The 240-nt window shown below is 63.2% G+C and carries 1 protein-coding gene; it reads right to left on the bottom strand.

All coding sequences use genetic code 11. The features are described 5' to 3' along the window. Positions 1–20: 20 nt before the first annotated feature. The coding region (locus tag ASF71_RS24930) for a hypothetical protein (protein WP_235514145.1) at positions 21–240 on the bottom strand (220 nt) is incomplete at its 5' end.

Below are 240 nucleotides of genomic sequence, written 5' to 3'. Positions count from 1 at the left end.
GTATGTCTGGTTGGAAGCCCTCAAAACTCACCCGTGCCCAGCAGGAAGAACGCCGCCTCGCCGCAAAAGAATGGCTGCAACAAGGGACCTTCTCCCGCCAGGCCATCGCARAGCACTTCGGGGTCTCCATCCACACGGTTGGCACTTGGGTCACGCGGCTGAACCAGCAGCGCACCCTCGAGGCCACCGTCGCGACCGGACGTCCCAGCCGATTGACGGACGAACAGCGCGAAGAGATCC

Origin of the sequence: Deinococcus sp. Leaf326 (assembly GCF_001424185.1) — a bacterium.
Classification (GTDB): Bacteria; Deinococcota; Deinococci; order Deinococcales; family Deinococcaceae; genus Deinococcus.
This window is presented reverse-complemented; position numbering and strand designations above follow the sequence as displayed.